This window comes from Dellaglioa sp. CoH-56-MRSF-13 (assembly GCF_056782095.1).
Genome location: NZ_JBXAYC010000218.1, coordinates 1 through 238, shown reverse-complemented (window position 1 = coordinate 238; position 238 = coordinate 1). Strand labels below are relative to the sequence as shown.

General features: G+C 58.0%; 1 protein-coding gene. It reads left to right on the top strand.

Going from position 1 to position 238, the window contains the following annotated elements; genetic code table 11:
* Positions 1–233 (top strand): hypothetical protein (locus AC1RP1_RS08480; RefSeq protein WP_481762802.1); only part of this gene is annotated, 233 nt, incomplete at its 5' end.
* Positions 234–238 lie beyond the last annotated feature (5 nt).

Sequence of the window (238 nt, the reverse complement as noted above, 5' to 3'; positions counted from 1 at the left end):
CCAATTATCTGCACGCGGCGCTTCCCGATCATCCGATGGCCCGGGCCTCGATTGCGAAGATCGTGGGCTGCGAAAAGGCTAACGAACAACTGGAGCGAGAGCGCGAGCGCCCGCCCCTGATGGACGAAATTCTCAACATCATCGACTCGAACTTCGCGATCTATACGGCTGGCGATGCAACGCGCTTGTCCGTGCACGCGAAGATTCGTGCGGCCTTCGAAAAGGTGGCATAAATGCA